At 64.7% G+C, this 21,776-nt stretch carries 25 protein-coding genes and 1 pseudogene; 10 read left to right on the plus strand and 16 right to left on the minus strand.

From position 1 onward, the window contains the following. Nucleotides 1-13: 13 nt before the first annotated feature. Together dtd and ACHQ4I_RS39305 are read left to right on the plus strand one after the other, a co-directional pair. Nucleotides 14-445 carry a D-aminoacyl-tRNA deacylase gene (gene dtd, locus ACHQ4I_RS39300; RefSeq protein WP_420776989.1) on the plus strand — a complete coding sequence of 144 codons (432 nt, stop codon included), beginning with the start codon at nt 14-16 and terminating at the stop codon, nt 443-445. 243 nt (nt 446-688) lie between these two features. Next, nucleotides 689-2,188 (plus strand): hypothetical protein, encoded by a 1,500-nt coding sequence (locus ACHQ4I_RS39305; RefSeq protein ID WP_420776990.1) that lies wholly within the window; start codon nt 689-691, stop codon nt 2,186-2,188. Nucleotides 2,189-2,240: 52 nt separating this feature from the next. Here the strand turns inward: ACHQ4I_RS39305 and ACHQ4I_RS39310 are convergent, their stop codons facing one another. Together ACHQ4I_RS39310 and ACHQ4I_RS39315 are read right to left on the minus strand one after the other, a co-directional pair. Beyond that, on the minus strand, nt 2,241-3,038 hold the full coding sequence (locus tag ACHQ4I_RS39310; RefSeq protein WP_420776991.1) for an ESX secretion-associated protein EspG: 798 nt from the start codon (nt 3,036-3,038) through the stop codon (nt 2,241-2,243). Beyond that, nucleotides 3,035-4,912 (minus strand): PPE domain-containing protein, encoded by a 1,878-nt coding sequence (locus tag ACHQ4I_RS39315; protein ID WP_420776992.1) that lies wholly within the window; start codon nt 4,910-4,912, stop codon nt 3,035-3,037. The genes ACHQ4I_RS39310 and ACHQ4I_RS39315 overlap by 4 nt, the downstream gene beginning before the upstream one ends. Before the next feature lie 678 nt (nt 4,913-5,590). Between ACHQ4I_RS39315 and ACHQ4I_RS39320 the strand changes: the two genes are divergently transcribed. Beyond that, nucleotides 5,591-6,559: a class I SAM-dependent methyltransferase gene (locus ACHQ4I_RS39320; protein ID WP_420776993.1), complete on the plus strand. Its 969-nt coding sequence runs from the start codon at nt 5,591-5,593 to the stop codon at nt 6,557-6,559. Between the two features lie 1,070 nt (nt 6,560-7,629). Here the strand turns inward: ACHQ4I_RS39320 and map are convergent. From map to rpsH, 9 genes are all read right to left on the minus strand, one after another. Then, nucleotides 7,630-8,427: a type I methionyl aminopeptidase gene (gene map, locus ACHQ4I_RS39325; protein ID WP_420776994.1), complete on the minus strand. Its 798-nt coding sequence runs from the start codon at nt 8,425-8,427 to the stop codon at nt 7,630-7,632. A 30-nt stretch (nt 8,428-8,457) separates the two neighbouring features. After that, complete coding sequence (locus ACHQ4I_RS39330; RefSeq protein ID WP_420776995.1) at nt 8,458-9,003, minus strand: adenylate kinase; 546 nt, start codon at nt 9,001-9,003, stop codon at nt 8,458-8,460. Further along, a complete protein-coding gene (gene secY, locus ACHQ4I_RS39335; protein WP_420776996.1) occupies nt 9,000-10,322 on the minus strand; it encodes a preprotein translocase subunit SecY in 1,323 nt (440 codons plus the stop codon). Before secY ends, ACHQ4I_RS39330 begins: the two co-directional genes overlap by 4 nt. Nucleotides 10,323-10,457: 135 nt before the next feature. Continuing rightward, entirely contained in the window at nt 10,458-10,901 is a 444-nt protein-coding gene (gene rplO / locus ACHQ4I_RS39340; RefSeq protein WP_330252248.1) for a 50S ribosomal protein L15, read from the minus strand. A gap of 1 nt (nt 10,902) precedes the next feature. Beyond that, on the minus strand, nt 10,903-11,082 hold the full coding sequence (rpmD, locus tag ACHQ4I_RS39345; protein WP_062983142.1) for a 50S ribosomal protein L30: 180 nt from the start codon (nt 11,080-11,082) through the stop codon (nt 10,903-10,905). Next, nucleotides 11,083-11,745 (minus strand): 30S ribosomal protein S5, encoded by a 663-nt coding sequence (rpsE, locus tag ACHQ4I_RS39350; RefSeq protein WP_420776997.1) that lies wholly within the window; start codon nt 11,743-11,745, stop codon nt 11,083-11,085. Between the two features lie 31 nt (nt 11,746-11,776). After that, nucleotides 11,777-12,184 (minus strand): 50S ribosomal protein L18, encoded by a 408-nt coding sequence (rplR, locus tag ACHQ4I_RS39355; RefSeq protein ID WP_420776998.1) that lies wholly within the window; start codon nt 12,182-12,184, stop codon nt 11,777-11,779. Nucleotides 12,185-12,186: 2 nt separating this feature from the next. Further along, nucleotides 12,187-12,726, minus strand: a complete 540-nt coding sequence (gene rplF, locus ACHQ4I_RS39360; RefSeq protein ID WP_420776999.1) for a 50S ribosomal protein L6 — start codon at nt 12,724-12,726, stop codon at nt 12,187-12,189. 14 nt (nt 12,727-12,740) lie between these two features. Then, complete coding sequence (rpsH, locus tag ACHQ4I_RS39365) at nt 12,741-13,139, minus strand: 30S ribosomal protein S8 (protein WP_062983150.1); 399 nt, start codon at nt 13,137-13,139, stop codon at nt 12,741-12,743. A gap of 283 nt (nt 13,140-13,422) precedes the next feature. Here rpsH and ACHQ4I_RS39370 point away from each other — a divergent pair, with 283 nt between their 5' ends. The 3 genes and pseudogenes from ACHQ4I_RS39370 to ACHQ4I_RS39380 all read left to right on the plus strand — a co-directional run bounded on the left by ACHQ4I_RS39370 (nt 13,423) and on the right by ACHQ4I_RS39380 (nt 14,372). Further along, nucleotides 13,423-13,986, plus strand: a complete 564-nt coding sequence (locus tag ACHQ4I_RS39370) for a DUF3916 domain-containing protein (protein WP_420777000.1) — start codon at nt 13,423-13,425, stop codon at nt 13,984-13,986. Beyond that, a pseudogene (locus tag ACHQ4I_RS39375) lies at nt 13,922-14,179 on the plus strand (hypothetical protein); the annotation flags it as partial. The gene ACHQ4I_RS39370 and the pseudogene ACHQ4I_RS39375, both read left to right, overlap by 65 nt. A gap of 28 nt (nt 14,180-14,207) precedes the next feature. Then, entirely contained in the window at nt 14,208-14,372 is a 165-nt protein-coding gene (locus ACHQ4I_RS39380; RefSeq protein WP_420777091.1) for a hypothetical protein, read from the plus strand. A gap of 133 nt (nt 14,373-14,505) precedes the next feature. On the opposite strand, the gene ACHQ4I_RS39385 is transcribed toward ACHQ4I_RS39380, so the two are convergent. The 4 genes from ACHQ4I_RS39385 to rplN are packed head-to-tail and all read right to left on the minus strand — an operon-like array spanning nt 14,506 to nt 15,948. Beyond that, nucleotides 14,506-14,691 carry a type Z 30S ribosomal protein S14 gene (locus tag ACHQ4I_RS39385; protein WP_062983162.1) on the minus strand — a complete coding sequence of 62 codons (186 nt, stop codon included), beginning with the start codon at nt 14,689-14,691 and terminating at the stop codon, nt 14,506-14,508. A 4-nt stretch (nt 14,692-14,695) separates the two neighbouring features. Further along, nucleotides 14,696-15,259 (minus strand): 50S ribosomal protein L5, encoded by a 564-nt coding sequence (gene rplE, locus ACHQ4I_RS39390; RefSeq protein ID WP_150404096.1) that lies wholly within the window; start codon nt 15,257-15,259, stop codon nt 14,696-14,698. 1 nt (nt 15,260) lies between these two features. Continuing rightward, entirely contained in the window at nt 15,261-15,578 is a 318-nt protein-coding gene (rplX, locus tag ACHQ4I_RS39395; RefSeq protein WP_420777001.1) for a 50S ribosomal protein L24, read from the minus strand. Nucleotide 15,579: 1 nt separating this feature from the next. Next, the gene (gene rplN, locus ACHQ4I_RS39400; protein WP_040686591.1) at nt 15,580-15,948 is read right to left on the minus strand and encodes a 50S ribosomal protein L14; all 369 of its coding nucleotides are present in this window, start codon (nt 15,946-15,948) and stop codon (nt 15,580-15,582) included. Between the two features lie 345 nt (nt 15,949-16,293). Between rplN and ACHQ4I_RS39405 the strand changes: the two genes are divergently transcribed. The 4 genes from ACHQ4I_RS39405 to ACHQ4I_RS39420 all read left to right on the plus strand — a co-directional run bounded on the left by ACHQ4I_RS39405 (nt 16,294) and on the right by ACHQ4I_RS39420 (nt 21,177). Then, nucleotides 16,294-18,339, plus strand: a complete 2,046-nt coding sequence (locus ACHQ4I_RS39405; RefSeq protein ID WP_420777002.1) for a M13 family metallopeptidase — start codon at nt 16,294-16,296, stop codon at nt 18,337-18,339. Nucleotides 18,340-18,435: 96 nt separating this feature from the next. Then, nucleotides 18,436-20,472 carry a M13 family metallopeptidase gene (locus ACHQ4I_RS39410; RefSeq protein WP_420777003.1) on the plus strand — a complete coding sequence of 679 codons (2,037 nt, stop codon included), beginning with the start codon at nt 18,436-18,438 and terminating at the stop codon, nt 20,470-20,472. Between the two features lie 111 nt (nt 20,473-20,583). Then, nucleotides 20,584-20,865 (plus strand): type II toxin-antitoxin system RelE/ParE family toxin, encoded by a 282-nt coding sequence (locus ACHQ4I_RS39415; protein ID WP_420777004.1) that lies wholly within the window; start codon nt 20,584-20,586, stop codon nt 20,863-20,865. Nucleotides 20,866-20,880: 15 nt separating this feature from the next. Beyond that, nucleotides 20,881-21,177: a HigA family addiction module antitoxin gene (locus tag ACHQ4I_RS39420; protein WP_420777005.1), complete on the plus strand. Its 297-nt coding sequence runs from the start codon at nt 20,881-20,883 to the stop codon at nt 21,175-21,177. A 117-nt stretch (nt 21,178-21,294) separates the two neighbouring features. Here ACHQ4I_RS39420 and ACHQ4I_RS39425 read toward each other — a convergent pair whose 3' ends face one another. Then, nucleotides 21,295-21,621, minus strand: coding sequence for a hypothetical protein (locus ACHQ4I_RS39425; RefSeq protein ID WP_420777006.1), 327 nt, complete (start codon nt 21,619-21,621; stop codon nt 21,295-21,297). Between the last annotated feature and the right edge of the window lie 155 nt (nt 21,622-21,776).

Below are 21,776 nucleotides of genomic sequence, written 5' to 3' on the forward strand. Positions count from 1 at the left end.
CGAGGATCGGGGGATGCGAGTACTGGTGCAGCGCGTATCCGCCGCGCAGGTGACCGTGGGCGGACAGGCTGTTGGGTGGATCGAACCGGATCCGCAGGGGCTGGTGGCCCTCGTTGGGGTGACGCATGAGGACTCCGAGGCAACCGCGAGGAGTCTGGCCGACAAACTGTGGCGGTTGCGGATTCTCGACGGGGAGCGATCGGCCGCCGATCTGAATGCGCCGATTCTGGTGGTGAGTCAGTTCACCCTCTATGCCGATACCCGCAAGGGGCGGCGGCCGTCCTGGTCGGCGGCCGCGCCCGGATCCGTCGCCGAACCGCTGGTCGAGACATTCGCCCAGGCGCTGCGTGAACTCGGCGCGACCGTCGCCACCGGGCGATTCGGCGCGCATATGCATATCGAGCTGGTCAACGACGGGCCCGTGACGCTGCTGCTCGAGAGCTGAGCGCAACCACCCCTGACAACTTCGCGCGGCACTTGTTTGCTCGACGAGAGCGTGTGGTCTGCGCGGAACAGCCACAGCGTGCGGGAGCAGGGTGTGCGCGCCTGTCAACCGGTCGATCGCGGCGGCGGCGGTCGCCGGTGGATTGCCTGCTCGTTCCGGCCATTTCTATGGCAAACTCGGTCGAGCAGAATGCGGCCGCTCGACGACCGTGACGCGGAAGGTGATGCGGGAGTTGAGGTCGCGATGGATCTGAGTGCACTCGAGCGTCGGGTAGCCGAGGATCGCCGGGCAGCCGTCGACCGAACGGTCGAGAACGAGTTGCGTTTGGCCACGTCGCTCTGCGACCTCGCCAAGGGTTTGGTCGCCACCAAGAACGGCTCGGGGCGTGACCGCACGGCCGAGGCGCTGGCGCCCTCCCAGGAGTCCGTCGGCATCCGACTGCACTGGCTGGCCGCCGGACGCGTCACCGCGCAGTTCGCGGGCGAGGTGCAGGAGGCGCTGCGGGTATTCGAGCAGGCGGCCCGCCACATCGGGCATCGGGAACTGGCGGCCAGCACCATCCGCAATGCCTGTCATACGTATCGCCAAGTGGCGCATACACATCCGCAGGTGGCCGCGGTCTGCGCGGACGGGTTGTCGAAATGCGGCGTGTGGCTGTGCCGTCTCGATCCGGGTGCCGCCGTCGCCGCCAGCGAGGACGCCGTCCGGATCCGCAGCGGACTGTTCGCGGCGAATCCGGACCAAGCCGGTAAGTACCTCGCCAGCCTGAACATGCTGCTGCGCACACTGATGGTCGGCCGGCAGCGCAAGCAGGCCGTCGCGATGTACCGCGAACGGTATGCGGCACTCACCTCGCCCGAGATGACGGCACGACTGCGCGAAACCCGGATCGAGGACATCGACCTCACCAACAAGACCTTCACGGCACTCACCAAACTCGAAGGCCGGACGCTGCAGCGCGCGGGACACCTCACGCAGCAACAGATCCTGTACCAAACCTCGGGCGACCTCTCGACGATCGAGGAGATCAACTGGAAGCTCGCACTGGTCGGCTTGAAGCCGTTGGCCGCGGGCGCACTACCCGATCCCCCGTCGCGACCGGTCGAGATCGGTGCGACGTTCGGCGCATTGAGCGTGCGCTGCAGCTCCAAGGACGCCGTCGCCCAGGTCCGTGCCGCAATTATCGCGGCCTACGCCACCGATAACGCACGCCAGGTCGACCGCACGGCCGTGCGCGGCGCGCACGAAACCCACTGGCACACCTTCGATCCCGAACTGAACTCGACGGAATCCCTCGGCGATGACGTGGTGCTGATCGAACAGCCCTACGGCGGTTCGGTTGTCGTCATGAGCCTGAACTGGGAGATGGCACCTGTCGGCAAACACCCACTGGCACAACGCCTTTCCGCCCGCTGGCCAGTGCTCAGCGTGACCGCGAACGAGAAGATGTCCTACGAGCTGTGCCGCTACGAGGACGGCGTGGCCATCCAATACGCCGCGCTCGGTCGCCCGAGCGGCCAAGCCCCACTCGATGCACCACTCGCGCCGTTGGACTTCGCCGCCTTGGCCGACTACGGCGCGGATTACGCGTCCGAAACCCAGGTCCGGGCCGCGTTCGGCAACACCGACATGTTCGCGAAACTCACCCATCTACCCGCCAGCGGCATCAGGCAAGCCGCACTGGCGATTCCGCTCGCCGACTACGGCGACAATGTCCTGTTCTTCCGAAAGTCGGCCAGCTGAGCAATATCCGACGTGCGAGGTCGGCGGCCGTAGTTCGCCGCCGACCGGGCGGTTAATCCGTTGACTCCCAATGGGTTTCCAGCCGCTGGAGCATTCCGGCGATCAGGTCATCTATCTTCTGCACCAGGCGCCCGTCACCGATGCCGACCGCGACCGGAGCTTGGTCGAGCTCGATCACATAGCGGCCGTCCTCGGGCAGGTCGCGCCACACCAGAATTCGCTCGAGGATGCCGCGCGGGCCGAACTTCGAATGGCCCTGGTGAATGGTGATCACACCGGTCCGTGTCGCGGGGACGGCGAAGAATTGGTCACTGCGGCTCACCGTCGACGTGCTCGCGGTCTCGGTGATCCGGGAGCCGCCGAAGTCGAACCGCTCGTGATCCGCATCCCGATCGGTCAGGATCGGGATGCTGGCGCTGCGGCCCGGTAGCGTCTTCGGCAGCAATCCGACGACAGCGTCGGCCACGCCCCATGGACCGCATTCGGTGATCGTGTAACCGCTACTGTGCCAAGGGGTTTCACCGGGCTTCTGGGCCAGCAGAAAGCCGCGGGCACCGGACCGGACCCCACGCGCCCGGATCCACTGCTGCGGATCTTCCTGGTCCGCGTCGTTCCACCCGAGCACTTTCACCAGGACCTCGGGGCGCGAGATGACCTCGAGCACCTCGCGCATCGAGCCGTCCACGGTATCGCGCAGAAGCTCCCAGGTCTGGAACTTCTCGCGCTCGTAGTCGTCGCGCAAGGGCGTGCGGCTCATGTAGGTGAGCGGCTCGGGAAGAATCCGCGACTGTAGCTGGCGTTCCCACAGCACCTTGAACTCCAGGTCGGTGAACTCCCAGGTCCGGGTCACGACCGACCCAGCGGTAGCGCCTGCTCGACCTGTGTGGCAGCCGAATCGCCGCCCACCTCGGCCCGGGCCACGACGGGTTCGGGCCGATCCTGCTGCGCGACACCGGGAATGCCTACCTCCCAGCCGGTCGACTGCTCGGCGAATCCGGGCAGGCCCGCACCCGACGACACACCCGGAATCTCCAATCCGACACCGTCCGCGATACCGCGAATCGTCGACTCGAGCAACCGCTCGACCCTGTCGACATCGGGACTCGCGAAACCGGGGATGCCCGGCAGGGAGGCCCGCGGAAACAGTCGAGCCGCAGTGGTCGGCTGCGCCGGATTCACCTGTCCGGCGGGATCGGTCGAACCCGCCGCCTGCGCCGGTGCGTCCTCCTTGACCGGGATGTGGAGTAGATCGGCCAGCGGCTTCAGCTGTGGGTTCGTGGCGATCAGATCCTTGATCTGGGGAAACTTCTCGAAGAAGCTGTTGAAATCGATCGGCGCCGACGCGGGATGCTGGGCCTGGAATTGGGTAAGAGCCTGCATCAGGCCGGGGATCGCCTGCATACCTTGCGACAGGGCATTCACCAGCCCGGAGATCATCTCCTGGCCCGAGGACGACGTGCCGGTTCCCGTTCCCGTCCCAGTACCCGTCCCGGTGCCATTGCCAGTGCCTGTCCCTGTGCCATTGCCCGTCCCGGTACCTTTGCCGGTCCCCGTGCCGGCCGTCGGATCCCCGGCGCCAGGAATCGAGGCTTTGCCCGCACCGGTACCGCTCCCCGTTCCACCGCCGGTACGCCCACCGTTCCCGCCACCGGTGTTCCCACCAACGCCGCCGCCGCGCTGGTCGCCCTTCGGATCGCCCTTCGGGTCACCCTTCGGATCGCCTTTAGGGTCCCCCTTCGGATCGGTCTCGGGCTTCGGCGCGGCAGGTGGCTTGGCGGGCACCGGAGGCCCGGGCAGCACCGGAAAAGCCTTGTCCGACTTCGGCAGATTATCGCCGTACAGTTCGTCGAACTTCTCCTGATAGTGGGACAGGCACACCGAATCCCAGTGGGCCATGCCGTTGTGCACCGCGTTCGACGGCATCGCCTCCCTGGTCGCATGCAGCCAGCGCGAGGTGTATTGCAGGTTCTCCGCGACCACGACCATCGTGTTACTCAGCTCACGGATGTTGTCGCTATACCTACCGATGTTGGCGACAGCCTGATCCGCGCCGTATCCCTGCCACGCGTCCGCGGTCAGCTTGCGCAACGATTCCTTCAGCGTGCCGCCGGCCTTATCGATCTCGGTCGCCAAGAAATCCCACACCCCACCGGCATCCGACGCTGTGCCGGACTTGATGTGCTCGTACAGCGCGTTGAGACTGTCCCACCCCTGGTTTTCCCCGCTCTCGACCCTGATGTCGGCCTTGTCCATGCCGCCACCCTGCTGCAGCGACTTGGGGACCTTTGGATTGTCGTCATCCGGCGCTGAATATTTGGGAGCATCGAATTTCACGGCGGCCTTGTCGGGATCCGACTTGACCTGGGCCAGATGGGTGAAGACATCCGCCGACGTTTGGTCGGTGCCGCGGTACGCGGCGCCCGCCGCCTTGAACAGATCGGTGAGGTCGGCGAGGGTATCCATATGGGCGTCGAATGTCTCGTTCATCGACGTCAACTTCTCGTTGAACTTCGTCGCCAGCTGGTTTCCGGACCGGAAGGTCCCGAAGTCCCCCAGGTTCTTGATCTCGGCCTGTGCGGCGATCGCCTTGTACGCCTTCAGCTTTCCGATCATCTCCGAACAGGCTTCCGCACAGGCCAACGCCACATTCGCCTCGACCTTGATGCTGTGCCCATCCTGCGCGGTCTTCTTCAGACCATCCCATGGCCCGTTGTCCTTACCCACTCCGACCGCTCCTCCCACGCCCGTGAAGCCCCGCACCGATCCTCGCCTCGGATACAGGGCAATTTCCGAGTCTAGGACACCGATCCGAGCGGAACCGAGGGTCTTAACCAAACCTTATGTTCGGGTTCATCCGTTGGCCCCCAACAAGATCGACTCCACCCAATCGGCGATATCCGCGACGACTCTCGAAGGCCACGGTGTACCGCCACGTCGAATTGCTCGCATCCGGCGGCATCCTCGGAGGTCGTCGAGGAACAGCGAGTGCGCGGCGCGGTGGAACGGCACTACCAGCTGCGCCGCGCGCGGTGATCGATGCCGAGCAGGCCGCGTCGGCCTCGCCCGAGGATCATCGCCGGGTCTTCGCCGCCGCGATGGCCACCCTGCTGGGCCGAGTTCAACGCTTACCTCGATCGCGAAAACGCCGATCCGGCAGCCGATCTCGTCGGCTACCGCCAGCACGCGCTGTGGCTCGACCACGACGAACTCCGCGGCCTGATCGCCAATATGCGCGATCGTGCCCCGGCTGAAAAATGAAGCGGCACTGGGCCGTTCGCAGTACTTGCTCAGCCCGATCCTGTTCCCCATCGGCGGATCGGAGGCCGCTGCGCCCGCCTCGTAAATGACATGCGTCGGCACGCGAGCGCACGGTACCGTCGTGACGTGGTGGGATTCGGGAGTTTGTCTGATCAGAGCGCGGACCAAGCCGAACTTCGGGCACGGCGCGCGAGCTCATTCGGCGCGCAGGCCGCCGTCTACGCCGCACACCGGCCGGGCTACCCGGCCGCGGGCATTCGATGGGCACTGGAACCGCTCGACGGGCGGCACTCGCCGGTCGTCCTCGATCTCGGCGCGGGGACCGGCAAGCTCGCCGAGGGTCTGCTCGCCATCGGCATCGAGGTGATCGCCGTCGAACCCGATGCCGCGATGCGCGCCGAGCTGATTCGACTGTTTCCGCAGGTGACCGCGCTTGCCGGTGCGGCAGAAGCGATTCCACTGCCCGATGCTTCGGTGGACGCGGTAGTGGCCGGGCAGGCATTCCACTGGTTCGATGCGGCTCGGGCGTTTCCGGAGATCGCGCGCGTGCTGCGGCCGGACGGTGTGTTCGCCGCGTACTGGAATATGGACGACGACAGTGTCGAGTGGGTCGCGGAACTGAAACGCATCTCGCGCTCCAACGCGCCGCTACCCCCGCCCGAGCCGAACGCACCGGTGCCCGCGCATCCGCTGTTCAACGAATTCGAGCGGGCCGAGTTCTCGCACGCCCTCCGCCGGACCGCCGAATCCCTCACCGCGACTATCGGAACCTACTCACACACGATGGTGATCTCCGCACAAGAGCGGACCGAGCTGCTCGGCCGAATCAGCGACTACTTGCTCGGCAGGCCGGAAACCGCCGAAGGCGAATTCGACTTCCCCATTCGCACCACAGTGGTCCGCGCCGTGCGCCGCGATGCGGCGGCACCGCAGGCGGATCGAGCCGAAACGCACGTCCGGACATCTAGCACAAGCGGCTACCTACGCACCGCGGCGCACACCCCACAGCACCGCCCTGAGCTGTGCGGAGACGGCATCACACGGCCGGCAGGACCAACTGCCCGACCACCTCTCGACGCAGAACTACGCAATCCCACAACGGAATTCGAGTAGCTATCTACTCGCGTTCGCACACATCCCCGGACATACGCTTTCTCCAACGTTGAAGTTCAGAACGAATCGGAGGAAAGCCATCGCCATTGCGGTAGCGGTCGATCCCCTACCCGACCCCCGAGGTGCGGCAAGACGCACGAGCGCGGGTGCAAGGAACGACGTCACCGATCCAGCGCGAGCTGGGTAACGTCAGGGCTGGCAGCGGACGCATCGTGTCCGAAGGCCGTTGTCCACCGAACGTTGACGACCTGCGGGCGTCGGTGCGGCTCGGCTCCTCGCCGCGCGACGTCACCGACCCCGGAGCCGGAACCGTGACCGCCCCGCCCGACACGTGAAACGTAATGTCCGCCGGACCCGGGGCCCAGCGGGTGCGAAAGTCGTTCGCGCGAACGACTTTCCAGCGCCGATAGTTGTACGGCGCGGACGCACACGCACGGCGCCACCGAAACGCATGGCGCCACCCAACGTACGGAGCCACTCAACGCACGGTGCCGCCCAAACGTACGGCACCGCCCAACGCACGGTGCCGCCCAACGTAAGGCGCCGCCCAACGTACGGAGCCACCCAAACGTACGGTGCCACCCAAACGTACGGCGCCACCCAACGCACGCCGCCACCCAAACGTACGCCGCCACCCAAACGTACGGTGCCGCCCAACGCACGGTGCCACCCAAACGTACGGTGCCGCCCAACGTGCGGAGCCACCCAAACGTACGGCGCCACCCAAACGTACGGCGCCACCCAAACGTACGGCGCCGCCCAATGTACGGAGCCACCCAGACGCACGGCGCCACCCAAAACGTACGGAGCCGAGAACGTTTCGGCTCGACGAATGTAGGCCGCCGAAACCATGGCGCCGAAACACCTACGGCACCACGAAGGCCAAGGTATCGAGGCAATATTCGGTACCGAGAATGGCCCGGTACCGAGCAACGTCCAGCGCCGACGACTATCCGGCACCAGCAACGTCGTCACATGGCGCCCAATGTCCAGCACCAAAAGACCGCCGATTACCCGATACCGCGCATTGCTCGGCATCGACCAAGGCCCGACACCGAACTACCGGCAACCTACTCCGGACGCAGCGTGAGAATCCGCGGCCCGTCCTCGGTAACCGCGACCGAATGCTCCCAGTGCGCGGCCCGACTACCGTCGAGCGTCACCACGGTCCAATCGTCGTCGAGCACCTTGGTCTGCGTAGTGCCCAGCGTCAGCATCGGTTCGATCGCGAGCACCGATCCGACAACGAGTTTCGGGCCCTTACCGGGCGCGCCCTCGTTGGCCAGGAACGGATCCATGTGCATCTCCCGGCCGATGGCGTGCCCACCGTAACCGTCGACGATCCCGTAGGACCGGCCGTGTTCCTTTTCGGCCGCGCGCGTACCCAATTCGATGGCATGCGAGACATCGGTCAGCCGATTACCGGGCAGCATTGCCGCGATTCCGGCCTCCATCGACATCTTCGTGGCCTCGCTGAGCAGCTGATCGGCCTCGAGGATCGAGCCGACGCCGAAGGTCCACGCCGAATCGCCGTGCCAGCCTTCGAGAATCGCGCCGCAGTCGATCGAAACCAGATCGCCCTCGGTCAGGATCTCCGCGGCGGTCGGAATCCCGTGCACCACACGGTCGTTCACCGACGCGCAGATCGAACCGGGGAAGCCGTGGTAGCCCTTGAAGGACGGCACGGCCCCCGCCTCGCGAATCACCTGCTCGGCGACCTCGTCCAACTCCAGAGTGGAGACCCCGGGCTTGGCGGCGGCGCGCACCGCGACGAGCGCACGCCCGACCACCGCGCCCGCCGCCGCCATCGCATCCAGTTCACCTGCCGTACGAAACGGCACGACCTTCTTCTTGCGGTTGAAGACCATCCGGCCTCAGTGCTCCATTCCGAGCAGCATTCAGTGACCAAGGGCGCGCAGAGCGCGAGCGTTGACCTCGTCGATCTCGCCGACACCGTCGACTGAGACGACCAGACCGTCGTAATGCTCCAGCAGCGGCTCGGTCTCCTCGCGATACACCCGCAGCCGGTTGCGGATCACATCTTCGTTGTCATCCGCGCGACCGCGAGCCATCATCCGGCCGACCACGGTGTCCTCGGGCACGACGAAGCACAGCACCGCGTCGAGCTTCTTGTCCATATCCGCGAGGATCTTCTCCAGCGCGTCGGCCTGGTCGACCGTGCGCGGGTAGCCGTCCAGCACAAAGCCGTTCGCGGCATCGGGTTCGGCGACCCGGGCCTCGACCATGCGGTTGGTCACATCGCTCGGCACGAGATCGCCAGCGTCGATGTACTTCTGCGCCTCACGCCCCAGCGGGGTCTGGGCGGAGATATTGGTGCGGAACAGGTCCCCGGTGGAAATGTGCGGGACGCCCAGCTTTTCCGACAGGAGGTCGGCCTGGGTACCTTTACCGGCGCCCGGCGGTCCGAGCAGTACAAGTCTCACTTGAGGAACCCTTCGTAATTTCGATTCATCAGCTGGCTTTCGATCTGCTTCACGGTATCCAAGCCGACACTCACCATGATCAGCACCGAGGTGCCACCGAACGGAAGGTTCTGGGTGCCACCGGACGCGCCGATATCGAGGAACAGGTTCGGCATGACGGCCACGAGACCGAGATAGATCGAGCCGGGGAGGGTAATTCGGCTCAATACGAAATTGAGGTAGTCGGCGGTCGGCCTACCGGGGCGATACCCAGGAATAAACCCACCGAACTTCTTCATCTCGTCCGCGCGTTCCTCCGGGTTGAAGGTGATCGCGACATAGAAGTAGGTGAAGAACACGATCAAACCGAAGTAGATCGCGATGTACACGGGGTTGCCCGGGTTCACCAAGTATTTCTGGATGATCTCCTGCCACCAGCTCTGATCGGCGCCGCTCTTCGAGGAGGTCAGCTGCGCGACCAGGTTCGGCAGATACAACAGTGAGGAGGCGAAGATCACCGGAATGACGCCGGCCTGGTTGACCTTCAGCGGCAGATAGGTCGAGGAACCGCCGTACATCTTGCGGCCGACCACACGCTTGGCGTACTGCACCGGAATTCGGCGCTGGCCCTGCTCGACGAAGATGACCGCGGTGACGATCGCGAACGCGGCGACACAGACCAGACCGAAGACCAGTCCACCGCGGTTCTGCAGAATGTTGTTGCCCTCGTTCGGGATGCGCGCGGCGATACCGGCGAAGATCAGCAGCGACATGCCGTTGCCGACGCCGCGCTCGGTGATCTGCTCGCCGAACCACATGACCAGTGCGGCACCGGCGGTCATCACCAGCACGATGATCACCATGCCGAAGATGCTGGTATCGGCCAGGATGTCCTTCTGGCAGCCCCGCAGCAGCTGACCGCGGGCCGCGAGCGCGACCAGACCGGTGGCCTGCAGGATGGCCAGCGCGATCGAGAGGTAGCGGGTGTACTGCGTCATCTTGTTCTGGCCCGACTGGCCTTCTTTGCGCAGTTCTTCGAAGCGCGGGATGACGACGGTGAGCAGCTGGATGATGATGCTCGCGGTGATGTAGGGCATGATGCCGATCGCGAAGACCGACAACTGCAGCAGCGCACCGCCGGAGAACAGGTTGATCAGCTGATAGATACCGGCGGAATCACCGCCGGAGACCAGGTCTATACATTCCTGGACGCTCTTGTAGTCGACACCGGGGGACGGCAGCGAAGCACCCAAGCGGTACAGCGCGATCAACCCCAGCGTGAAGAGAATCTTCCGCCGTAAGTCCGGAGTCCGGAAGGCCGATACGAAGGCGGAAAGCACAGATCCTCCTGGCGAACGACATGGTCATGCCATGGAAATAACCCATGACGAGGCTTTGGCAGACAACAATTGAACTCTAACAGTGGCACCGGACGAGCTCGTCACTCATCCGGTGCCACTATCTGCAGAGTACCGTCAGCCCAGCTCGGTGACAGTGCCACCGGCCGCGGTGATCTTCTCCTTGGCGGCGCCGGTCACCTTGTCGACGGTCACCTGGACCGCGACGCCGATCTCGCCATCGCCGAGAACCTTGACCAGCTGGTTCTTGCGAACCGCGCCGGCGGCCACCAGCTCCGCCTTGCCGACCGCGCCGCCCTCGGGGAACAGCTTGGCGATCGAGCCGACGTTCACGACCTGGTATTCCGTGCGGAACCGGTTCGTGAAGCCCTTGAGCTTGGGCAGCCGCATGTGAATCGGCATCTGCCCACCCTCGAAGGCGGCCGGGACGTTCTTGCGAGCCTTGGTGCCCTTGGTACCACGGCCCGCGGTCTTGCCCTTGGAGCCCTCACCGCGACCCACGCGGGTCTTCTCGGTCTTGGCGCCGGGAGCCGGACGCAGGTGATGCAACTTGATGGTCATGTCAGACCTCCTCAACTGTTACGAGGTGGCGCACGACGTTGATCAGCCCACGGTTCTGGGGGTTGTCCTCCCGAACCACGGTCTGGCGGATCTTGCGCAGGCCGAGCGTACGAAGGCTCTCCCGCTGGTTCGCCTTGGCGCCGATCGACGACTTGATCTGGGTCACCTTGAGATCTGCCATTTACCGACCTCCTGCTGCCTGAGCGCGCGCACGCAGCATGCCAGCCGGAGCGACATCCTCGAGCGGCAGGCCACGGCGAGCCGCGACCTCTTCCGGACGCTGCAGCTGCTTGAGCGCCGCAACTGTCGCGTGCACGACGTTGATGGCGTTGTCGCTACCGAGCGACTTCGCCAGAATGTCATGGATGCCAGCGCATTCCAGCACGGCACGGGCCGCACCACCGGCGATCACACCGGTACCGGGCGAGGCCGGACGCAGCATGACCACACCGGCCGCCGCCTCACCCTGAACCGGGTGGGTGATGGTCGAGCCGATCATCGGGACGCGGAAGAAGCCCTTGCGAGCCTCCTCGACACCCTTCTGGATGGCCGCGGGAACTTCCTTGGCCTTGCCGTAGCCGACGCCGACCAGACCGTTGCCGTCACCGACGATCACCAGGGCGGTGAAGCTGAAGCGACGACCACCCTTCACGACCTTGGAGACGCGGTTGATCGCGACGACGCGCTCGAGCTGGTTCTTGTCCGTCTGCTGGTCGCGACGGTCACCGCCGCCACGGCGGTCGCGGCCACCGCCGCGGCCGTCACGGCTGTCGCCGCCACCGGCGGCACCGTTCTGCTGTCCGGCGGGTCCGTTGCCGCCGTCACGCCTCTGACGTCCCGGCATCAGACGTTCCTTCCGTAAATGTTTGCAGTCATCAGAACTTCAACCCACCTTCGCGAGCGGCATCGGCGAGCGCCGCGATGCGGCCGTGGTAGTCGTGGCCACCACGGTCGAATACGACGGCCTCGATGCCGGCGGCCTTGGCACGCTCGGCGATCAGCTGACCGACCTTCTTGCCCTTGGCGGTCTTGTCGCCCTCGGTGGCGCGCACATCGGCCTCGATCGAGGACGCGGCGGCAATGGTCTTGCCGAGCGAGTCGTCGATGAGCTGCGCGTGCAGGTGACGCGAGGAGCGGTTGACCACCAGGCGCGGACGCTCGGTGGTGCCGACGACCTTCTTGCGCAGACGGAAGTGACGGCGGGTCTTCGACAGACGACGCGTCGTGGACACGTCCTTGCCACGCGGAATGCGCTTGGCCTTCTGGTTTTCGGTTTGCGCCATGATCACTTACCCGTCTTTCCGACCTTGCGGCGAACGACTTCACCGGCGTAGCGGATGCCCTTGCCCTTGTACGGGTCGGGCTTGCGCAGTCCGTGGATGACAGCGGAGATCTGGCCGACCTTCTGCTTGTCGATACCGGACACGGAGAACTTGGTGGGCGATTCCACCGCGAAGGTGATGCCCTCCGGGGCCTCGATCGGCACCGGGTGCGAGTAGCCGAGGGCGAACTCCAGGTTGGAGCCCTTGGCCGCGACACGGTAACCGACGCCGAAGATTTCCATCTTCTTCTCGTAGCCCTTGGTCACGCCCTCGATCATGTTCGAGACCAGGGTGCGGGTCAGGCCGTGCAGCGAGCGGTTCTGGCGCTGGTCGTCCGGACGGGCGACCTCGAGCTGGCCGTCCTCGCCCTTGGTGACGGTGATCGGCTCGGCGACGACGTGGGTCAGGGTGCCCTTGGGACCCTTCACCGACACGTTCTGGCCGTCGATGTTCACCTCGACACCGGCAGGAATTGCGATGGGCTTCTTACCAATACGCGACATGTGTCCTACCTCCCTTACCAGACGTAGGCGAGGACTTCGCCGCCCACGCCCTGCTTGGCCGCCTGACGATCGGTGAGCAGACCGGTCGACGTGGAGATGATCGCCACGCCGAGGCCGCCCAGGACCTTGGGCAGGTTGGTGGACTTCGCGTACACACGCAGACCCGGCTTCGACACGCGACGCAGACCCTGCAGGCTGCGCTCACGGCTGGGGCCGTACTTGAGGTCGACGACGAGGGTCTTGCCCACGGTCGCGTCCTCGGTCCGGTAGTCGGCGATGTAACCCTCGCGCTTGAGGATCTCGGCGATATTCGCCTTGAGCTTCGAGTGCGGAGCCTTCACCTGATCGTGGTACGCCGAGTTGGCGTTGCGCAGACGTGTCAGGAAGTCTGCGATCGGATCAGTCATGGTCATGGTTCGACCTTGACACCTTTCTCGCTACGGTTCCCATGCAACACCGGCGTACACATCGGCACGCCAGCCGTGGGCCTATAGCAATTCGGCGGTCCGGCCGACACTTGCCGACCGGATTGAGTTCTCATATGAGCTCTCGGTGCGAGGGCCGTCCGCACGTCGATGCAGCATCGCACCGAGGACATGCGGACACAGAGGTGCCCAAGCAACCGCTCTAGTGTAGACAAGCCCCAGCTGGGGGCCAAATCGCCCCCGGCCGCGCACCCCGGCGTAGGTTGCACTGATGCGTCGTCTCGACCTGCAGCCGAAGAAGAAGCTTCGCAATCCGGGACGTCACCTGCGTCAGCTCGCTCGTTGGCCAGAGCGAATCGTTGAGCAGATTCCCGACGCGTCGCGCCTCGTCGACCAACGCTACTGGAATTTCAAGCTTCCGGTCATCGCCAAACTGGTCGAGCCCCCGTACGCAACGAATGCGATCCGCACAGCGTGCCTTGCCGCTGTTTTCGCTGCTGCCGAGGCGGTTGAACGCTCGGCGCGACGCCCGGAAAACAGCCGCGTCGCGTGCCTGGTTACGACGCCCTTCCTCTTCAACTCCGAAGTGACGATTTTTCTATCGGAAGACTATTTCCATGGCTTCCTTCCGGTGGCAGACGTTGGGCGCACGACCTACCAGGGCGGATGGGTCGAAACCTCGCCCGCCGACGCATCGCTGCTTGATCCGATTCGCCCACCAGAACCGAACGGCCTCGAATTCCTCGGCGGAACGCGGTTCCTGGAGTTCGATGAGGATTTGCCCGATCACCTGTTCGACAGCATCAACTGGATCTGGGCGTTTCCGCGCAAATGAGATCGAACACACCACCGATCGCATCGACATCCGCGTGGATGGATTCACGGACACCATTGCGGAGGACATCGAGCACGCCAGGTCCGAACATGGCGGGCTTGGATTGTTCCCGCGGTCGCTGTCCGGGCTCGAACCGGCCGCAGTGTCAACGGCTTTCGCGACGTTCCTGACCGGAAAGAACCTCACTGCCAACCAGCTGCATTTCCTCGACATGCTTATCGATGTCGTTGCCCGAAACGGCATTGTCGATGTCGGCGCCCGAAGGGCCGGAGCAGCTGTTCTCCGATCACGACGTCGACCGCATGGCCACGGTACTGGAGAACATTCGCATGACGGCGGTTCCCGGCGATTCAGCGGCACATGAGTCGGACCGGATCGCCACTTAGCGAACCTCAGGGCAGGCGCTGCGGTCGAATTCTGAACCGGCTCAATCCAGTTGAAACGCACAAGGGCACGGCCTCCGCTGGAGACCGTGCCCTTGTTCAGTTTCGTGCGGGTGCGCTCACGAGGAGCGCGGGCTCACCAGGAGCTCTTGTGCACGCCCGGGAGCTCACCGCGGTGCGCCATTTCGCGCAGGCACACGCGGCACAGGCCGAACTTGCGGTACACCGCGTGCGGGCGGCCGCAGCGCTGGCAGCGGGTGTAGGCGCGAACGGCGAACTTCGGCTTGCTGTTGGCCTTGTTGACCAGTGCTTTCTTAGCCATGTGCTCAGTTCTCCTTGAACGGGAAGCCGAGGTGCTTGAGCAGGGCACGGCCTTCTTCGTTGTTGGTCGCAGTGGTCACCACGGTGATGTCCATACCGCGCGGGCGGTCGATGGAGTCCACGTCGATCTCGTGGAACATCGACTGCTCGCTCAGGCCGAACGTGTAGTTGCCGTTGCCGTCGAACTGCTTCGGCGACAGGCCGCGGAAGTCGCGGATACGGGGCAGCGCGATGGAGACCAAGCGGTCCAGGAACTCCCACATGCGGTCGCCGCGCAGGGTGACCTTCGCGCCGATCGGCATGCCCTCGCGCAGCTTGAACTGCGCGATCGACTTGGTGGCCTTGCGGATCTCGGGCTTCTGACCGGTGATCAGTTCCAGATCCTTGACCGCGCCGTTGATGAGCTTGGCGTCGCGCGCGGCGTCACCGACACCCATGTTCACGACGACCTTGACCACACCCGGGATCTGCATCACGTTGGCGTAGTCGAACTCGCTGTTCAGCGCGTCCTTGATCTCGGCCCGGTAGCGGGCCTTCAGGCGCGGCTGGGTCTGCTCAGAGGTGGTCATATCAGATGTCCTTCCCGTTCTTACGGGAGATCCGGACCCGCTTGCCGCTCTCCTCGTCCGTGCGGTAGCCGACGCGGGTCGGCTTGCCGTCGGAGTCGACGACCATCACGTTGGACACGTGGATCGGAGCTTCCTGGGTCACGATGCCGCCCGACGAGGCGCCGCGCTGGGTGGCGGAGTTGGCAACGTGCTTCTTGATCCGGTTCACGCCCTCGACCAGGACCCGGTTCTGCTGCGGGTAGGCCTGGATGACCTTGCCCTTCGCGCCCTTGTCCTTACCCGAGATGACGAGCACGGTGTCGCCCTTGTGCACCTTCATGTCAGAGCACCTCCGGGGCCAGCGAAACGATCTTCATGAACTTCTTCTCGCGCAGCTCGCGGCCGACCGGGCCGAAGATACGAGTGCCACGCGGGTCGTTGTCCGCCTTGATCAGCACGGCCGCGTTCTCGTCGAACTTGATGTACGAACCGTCCGGGCGACGACGCTCCTTGACGGTGCGCACGACGACGGCCTTGACGACCTCGCCCTTCTTGACGTTGCCACCGGGGACGGCGTCCTTGACGGTGGCGACGATGATGTCGCCGATACCGGCATAGCGACGCGACGAACCACCGAGAACGCGGATGCAGAGGATTTCCTTCGCACCCGTGTTGTCGGCGACGCGCAGTCGCGACTCCTGCTGAATCACTTCAGCCTCCTTGACCTGGATGTATACGCACGCCGGATTGCCGACCCGACGGGCATGGTCGTGTCACCACCCGAACGCGCGCCTGCCAGCGGTTATGTGGATCTCGATGACCCAACCACTGGGGGTTCGCGGCCGGATTGCGGGCATAGCTCCCGCAGGCAACCGGTTCAGTGTAGGTGAATGCCCAGGTCGTCCCCAAATCGGGTTCGTCGACGCAGGCTGAACTTCCGCTGTGAAACCCGCGCGGATCAGTGCTCGCGGCCTGCCACGTTACTACCCTCGGGACCAGCAAGATCACCGGAAGACCTGTGCACATTCCACATCGCCGCTGGAAAAGGGGTTCTCTTGAGTTCGTCCGCGCGTTCCGTCCGGTTCGGTCGTCGCACCTTCCTGATCGCACTCGGCGTGATTCCGGCCACCACGGCGCTGGTCTCGTGCTCGCGGGATCAGCCGGTGCGGCTCACCGGGGTCGATATGCGGGGCGAGGACCAGGCGATCCGGCCGCAGGACGATCTGTTCCGATACGTCAACGGCAGCTGGCTGCGGGATTATCAATTGCCGCCGGATAGGCCGTCCTACAGCACATTCGACGAGGTCGGCGATCGCGTCGAAGCGCAGTTGCGGGAAATCGTGGCGGGTATCCGCGATCCGAGGCCGGGGTCCGCCGAACAGCAGATCCGCGATCTCTACGACGCGCGGCTCGATTCGGCCGAGATCGAGCGGCTCGGCCTCACCCCGCTGGCCGATCTGTTCGCCGCGATCGATGGCGCGGCGAATAAGGCGGATCTCGCCCGGGTGATGGGCGGGCTGCCGATCGGCGGGCTGATCGGATCGGACGTCGGGGTGGATCCGAAGAACTCCGCCCAATATGTCGCCACCATCACCCAGTCCGGCATCGATCCAAATATGGGTGAGCAGTATTACCGCAAGCCCGCGTACGCCGAGCAGCGCGCGGCCTATCTGACCTATTTGGAGCGCGTCGCCGCCGGTGCCGGCTTTGCCGATCCCGCGGGCACCGCTCAGCGCGTATTCGAGCTGGAGACCAGGATCGCCGCCGCTTTCTGGGACGATGTGCGGCTGCGCAATCCGGACGCCACCTACAACCCCATGAGCTGGGCCCAATTGACCGCGCTCGCACCACAATTCGACTGGGAGCCGTGGCTCGCGGGCGCTACCGACCGACCGCACTCGCTGTTCGACAGGGTGGTGGTCGGTCAGCCGTCGTTCGTGGCAGCGGCCGGAGCGCTCTGGACCGAGGTCGATATCGCGGTCTGGCGGGAGTATCTGCGTATGGCGGTGGTCAAACATTTCGCGTCGCTGCTGCCCAAGGCCATCGCCGATGCCGAATTCGATTTCGTCGGCAAGGCGCTGCAGGGGTTGCGCGAACGCCAGGAGCCGTGGAAGGACGGGATCGAGACCGTCAATGTGCATCTCGGGCAGCAGCTCGGGAAACTCTATGTGGCCGAACACTTTCCGCCCGCGGCCAAGGAACGCGCGCTGGCGATGGTCGCCGACCTCATGGCCGCCTATCGGGCCGACTTCACCGATTCGACCTGGATGTCGCCGCCGACCAGGCAGGCCGCCATCGCCAAACTCGACAAGATCGTCACGAAGATCGGCTATCCGGATGCCTGGATCGACTACTCCGGGTTGACCATCACCCGCGGCAAATTGATCGAATCCGTCCGTGCCGCCGAGAGTTTCGAGAACAAGCGCCATTTCGCGCGGCTCGGCACCCCGGTCGACAAGTCCGAATGGGTTATGCCGCCGCAGGTGGTGAATGCCATGTACGACCCGAATGCCAACTCGATCACCTTCCCCGCCGCCATTCTGCAGCCACCGTTCTTCGATAAGGACGCCGAGGCCGCGGTCAATTACGGCGCGATCGGGGCGGTCATCGGGCACGAGATCGGGCACGGGTTCGACGATCAGGGGTCGCGTTACGACGGAGACGGCAATCTGCGCGACTGGTGGACACCCGAGGATCGGGCCGCCTTCGATATCAAGACCAAACAGCTGATCGAGCAGTACAACGGGCTGGTCCCGGCGGGCCTGGATCCGAGCAAGCACGTCGACGGCGCCCTCACGGTCGGGGAGAACCTCGCCGATCTGCGCGGTCTCGGCATCGCGCTGGCCGCCCTGGTGATCGCCGGCAAACGCGACGGCAAGGACAATTTCGACCACCGGACGATGTTCCTGTCCTGGGCGCGGATCTGGCGGAACAAATCAACGGCGCAGCAGCAGGAATTGCGGCTCGCGATGGATGTGCACGCGCCCAACGAGTTCCGCGCCAATCAGGTGGTCCGCAATATCGAAGAGTTCTACACCACGTTCGGCGTCCAGCAGGGGGACAAGCTGTTCCTGCCCCGGGACCAGCGCGTCTCGCTCTGATACGACGGGCTGGCCGGGCCGGGGGCAGGTAGCCTCGGGCCAGCACTATCGCGCCTGACGCGGATGCGGCCCGACCGCATCGGGAGAGGAATCCTCGTGACATCAACCGGTCGTGCCGGTCAGCTGGACCGTCGTGCCTTCCTGGTGGCGCTCGGAGTGGTGCCCGCCGCCGTCGCCCTGGTCTCCTGCTCCGAGAATGAGCATTCGGTGCGGCTCGCCGGGGTCGATATGGGCGGCGCGGACGCGGCGATCCGGCCGCAGGACGATCTGTACCGGCATGTCAACGGCACGTGGCTGCGCGAGTACCAGCTGCCGCCGGATAAGGCCGCGGTCGGCGCGATCAGCGACGCCAGCGATCGGACGCTGGATCAGCTGCGCGAGATCATCGAGGGCATCCAGGACCCGAAGGCGGGTTCGGAGGCGCAGCAGATTCGCGATCTCTACGACGCGCGACTCGACGAGGCCACCTTCGAAACGCTCGGCATGACACCGCTGGCCGATCTGTTCGCCAAGATCGACGGCGCGGCCACCAAACCGGATCTGGCCAAGGTGATGGCGGAGCTGCCGATCTCCGGGCTGATCGGCATCGGTGTCGGCATCGATCGCAAGGACTCCAATGCCTATATCCCGACCATCAGTCAGTCGGGTATCGGGCTGAGCGAGCAGTACTACCGCAAGCCGGAGTTCGCCAAGCAGCTCGGCGGCTACAAGTTCTATCTCGAAAAGTTGTCCGAGGGTTCGGGTTTCGCCGATCCGGCGGGCATTGCGCAGCGCATGGTCGATCTGGAGACCAAGATCGCGGCGGCGCATTGGGACAGCGTGCGCAATCGCAATACCGATGCCACCTACAACCTGATGAGCTGGCACGATCTGGTCGCGCTCGGACCGCAATTCGATTGGGATCCGTGGATGACGGGCAATACCGATCGGCCGCGCTCGCTGTTCGACAAGATCGTGGTGGCGCAGCCGTCGTTCGTGACCGCGGCGGCGCAGCTGTGGGCAGACACCGATATCGCGCTGTGGCGGGAGTATCTGCGGGTCAATGTGGTCGCCGAATACGCCCGCTTCCTGCCCAAGGCGATCCGCGACGCACGCTTCGACTTCGTCGGCAAGGTGCTCAACGGGCTCGAGGAGCGGCCGGAAATCTGGAAGTCCGGTGTCGGCGTCGTCAACGAGAATCTGGGCGACCAGCTCGGCAAACTGTATGTCGACAAGCACTTTCCGCCCGCCGCGAAGGACCGGGCGAAGGAGATGGTGGCCGACCTCATGGCCGCCTATAGGGAGAACTTCACCCACTCGTCGTGGATGTCGCAGCCGACCAGGGATGCCTCGATCTTCAAGCTCGACAAGATCGAGGCCAGGATCGGCTATCCGGACAAGTGGGACGACTACTCCGGGTTGAAGATCACCAGGGGCAAGTTGATCGAATCCCTGCGCGCCGTAAACGCTTTCGACTCCAAGAAGGCGTTCAACCGGCTCGGCACCCCCGTCGACAAGTCCGAATGGGGTATGTCGCCGCAGACCGTCAATGCCTACTACTCACCGACCAGCAACCAGATCACCTTCCCCGCCGCCTATCTGCAGCCGCCGTTCTTCGATAAGGACGCCAGCACCGCGGTCAACTACGGCGCGGTCGGCGCCACCATCGGCCACGAGATCGGCCACGGCTTCGACGATCAGGGTCGCAAGTACGACGCCAACGGCAACCGCAGTGACTGGTGGACGCCCGAGGACCTGGCCGCGTTCGAAGCCAAGACCAAACAGCTGATCGATCAGTTCGATGTGCTGGTTCCCGAGGGCCTGGATCCCAAATACCATGTCGACGGCGCACTCACCGTCGGCGAAAACCTCGCCGACCTGCGCGGCCTGCAAATCGCCGTCGAGGCATACCGCATCGCCGCCAAACGCGAGGGCATCGACCCCGACTACCAGCAGATGTTCCTCTCCTACGCCCGCAGCTGGCGCGAAAAGCAAACCGAGGAATCCACCATCAGCCTGCTCCAGGACGTCCACGCCCCCAACGAATTCCGCTGCAACCAGATCGTCCGCAACATCGCCCAGTTCTACAACACCTTCGCGGTCAAGGAAGGCGACAAACTCTTCCTCCCGGAAAACCAGCGCATCACCCTCTGACCCTCGCCCCCACTGAAGCCCGGCCACCACGCCGGGCTTCACTGCTATCGGACCAAGTCCGCGAAGCGCGACCCATCTCCAGCTATGACGCGGCGCGTTATAGTGGATGGCGTGATCCTAACGTTCACAGGCAAGGACGCCGAAGACGTGTGGAACCGGCAACGATGCCGACGACTGAGCCCTGAGCTGCAGCGGTCCGCCTACCGAAAGCTGCTGATCCTCGACGCCGCCGATCACCTCAACGATCTGCGGGTGCCGCCAGGAAACCGGCTCGAGAAGCTGACCGGCGACAGGGAGGGCCAGTACAGCATTCGCATCAACCAACAGTGGCGAATCTGCTTCACGTGGACCGATGCGGGGCCGCATGACGTCGAGATCGTTGACTATCACTGAAAGGAGAACGGCGATATGGCCACGGTGATGGACCCGATTCATCCGGGAGAAATCCTCAACGAGGAGTACCTTGTGCCGCTGGGGATTTCCCAGAACGGCCTAGCAGTCGCGCTCAGTGTGCCACCGCGCCGGATCAACGAGATCGTGCATGGCAAGCGACGCATCACCCCGGACACAGCATTGCGGCTTGCGCGATACTTCGGCACCAGCGAACGCTTCTGGATCAACCTCCAGGACCGGTACGACATCGAGGTCGAACGCATCCGACTCGCCAGCGTGCTGGCCGCCATCACACCGCTGCAGTCGGCGTAGTCGTCGAACCGGGTTCACGAAACTATCCGTGGCGCAAAAGAAGCCCGGTGTTGGACCGGGCTTCTTTTCATGCAATCGCGTTTTGACGAACAGGTGTCGCCGCCGAGGCGATTCGGGTCAGAAGGCGCTGCCGGTGGAGGGGAGGGGGACGTAGCCGGGCCAGATGCTCGGGTAGCCGGGCCAGTAGCCGGGGTAACCGGGCCAGCCGCGGTGGCCCCACCCGCCCCAGCCACCCCAGCCGCCGTGGCCCCAGCCGCCGTAGCCGGGGTAACCGTGGATGTCTTCCGGCTGATCCACTTGCACGATCGCCGGGGTCTGGGTGTCGACCGGTTCGGCGAGGGCGGGGACGGTGACCGCGGCGATGGGGGCCAGTGCCAGCGCGGAGGTGATGGCGATGCGGGCAATCAGGGGCCGGACGGGTCCGGTGGAACTCTTTCGATTCATCGGAACTACCTCAATTCGTAATTGACGCATTTAACGTACCGCTAGATAGCGGCACGTTCAATAGGTCTACGAAAATCAATGCCGATGCCGACGGCGGGTCATGGAGGGAATGTAGGTTAGGCTCGCCTATGCTGTTGCGATTCGGAGGGGTCGGT

It is taken from the genome of Nocardia nepalensis (assembly GCF_048910785.1).
In the GTDB taxonomy this organism is placed as follows: domain Bacteria; phylum Actinomycetota; class Actinomycetes; order Mycobacteriales; family Mycobacteriaceae; genus Nocardia; species Nocardia nepalensis.